The following is a 1,484-nucleotide window of genomic DNA, read 5'->3' as shown; positions in this document are numbered from 1 at the left end:
ATACGAGGTGTGGGACGGTTCGAGGGCGCGGACATGGCACGGCGGCGACCGTACGCGGCGGGTCAGGGCGACCGCAGCGCACGCTGCGGTCGCCCTGACCCGCCGCGTACGGTCGCCGCCGTGCCGGTCGCCGAGCTCCTGTCCCGCCGTCCCGACGCCTGGCGGGCAGCGACCCGCCACCCGTTCCTCGACGCCGTGCGCGACGGGACGATCCCGGTCGCCGCCGCCTTCGACACCTGGCTGGTGCAGGACGCGCGCTTCGTCGCCGACCTGCTGCGCTTCCAGGCCCGGCTGCTGGCCCGCGCGCCCCGCCTGGCGCAGGCCGTGCTCGCCGGCGGGCTGGTCGCCCTGGTCGACGAGCTGGCCTGGTTCGAGGAGCAGGCCGCCGTCCGCGGGCTGGACCTCGCCGCGCCCGCGCTGCCGGCCACCGCCGCCTACGCGGAGCTGCTCGAGCGGCTGGACGCCGGCGACGTCGGGACGGCGCTGACCGCGCTGTGGACGATCGAGCGCACCTACCTCGACGCGTGGTCCGGGGCGCTGCCCGGGGCGCCGGAGTACCGGCCGTTCGTCGAGCACTGGACGCAGCCGGGGTTCGCGGACTACGTCGCCGGCCTGGAGGCGGCGGCGGACGGCGTCCCCGCGCCCGACGCCGACGCCGTCTTCACCGAGGTGGTCGCCGCGGAGACGGCCTTCTGGAACATGGCGGTGGAGGCCGCGTGACGCTCGCCGCGGACCTCTGGGCCGCCAACGCCGACCTCGCCGCCGAGGCACTGGCGCACCCGTTCGTCGCCGGCATCGGCGACGGCACGCTCTCGCGGGAGCGTTTCGCCGGCTACGTCGCCCAGGACGTGTTCTTCCTCGAGTCCTTCGCCCGCGCCTACGCCGTCGGGATCGCGCACAGCCCCGACCGGGCCACCATGGACGTGTTCGCCGACCTGCTGGCCGGCGTCCGCGAGGAGCTCGCGCTGCACGCCGGCTACGCCGCCCGCTGGGACATCGACCTCACGCGGGTCGAGCCGCTCCCGGCGACGCTCGCTTACACCGACTTCCTCCTCTCGACCGCGTTCCTCGGTGGGATCACGCTGACCGCCGCGGCGATGACGCCGTGCATGCGGCTCTACGCGCACCTGGGCCGGTCGCTGTCGGCCGACCGCGCCGGGGACTACGCCGAGTGGGTCACCACCTACGCCGACCCGAACTTCGAGGAGCTGGCCGCCACCCTGGAGCGGCTGCTCGACCGGCACGCCGGGGACACCCCCGCCGTCCGGACGGCGTACCGGCGGGCGATGCGGCTGGAGGTCGGCTTCTTCGACGCCGCCTGGCGCGGGGCCTGACCGCCGGGTTCCACGTGGAACCCGGCGGCGCTCACAGGACGCTGCTTGACTGACCACGTGGTTGCGCCGATCCCCGAGCCGGACCCGAGCATCGATCCCAGCGAGCCGGTGCCTGACGATCCGGGGGAGCTCCTCCCTACATATCTCCGC

2 protein-coding genes are annotated in these 1,484 nt (G+C 75.3%); both read left to right on the top strand.

Going from position 1 to position 1,484, the window contains the following annotated elements; genetic code table 11:
* The first annotated feature begins 120 nt into the window (after window positions 1-120).
* The gene (locus CNO22_RS27020; RefSeq protein WP_100502298.1) at window positions 121-720 is read left to right on the top strand and encodes a thiaminase II/PqqC family protein; all 600 of its coding nucleotides are present in this window, start codon (window positions 121-123) and stop codon (window positions 718-720) included.
* Window positions 717-1,334 carry a TenA family protein gene (locus CNO22_RS27015; protein WP_100502297.1) on the top strand — a complete coding sequence of 206 codons (618 nt, stop codon included), beginning with the start codon at window positions 717-719 and terminating at the stop codon, window positions 1,332-1,334. Before CNO22_RS27020 ends, CNO22_RS27015 begins: the two co-directional genes overlap by 4 nt.
* The last annotated feature ends 150 nt before the right edge of the window (window positions 1,335-1,484 follow it).

Source organism: Geodermatophilus chilensis (genome assembly GCF_002802985.1).
GTDB classification, from domain to species: Bacteria; Actinomycetota; Actinomycetes; order Mycobacteriales; family Geodermatophilaceae; genus Geodermatophilus; species Geodermatophilus chilensis.
Note: the sequence above shows the minus strand (reverse complement) of the source record. Positions and strands in the feature narration are given on the sequence as shown.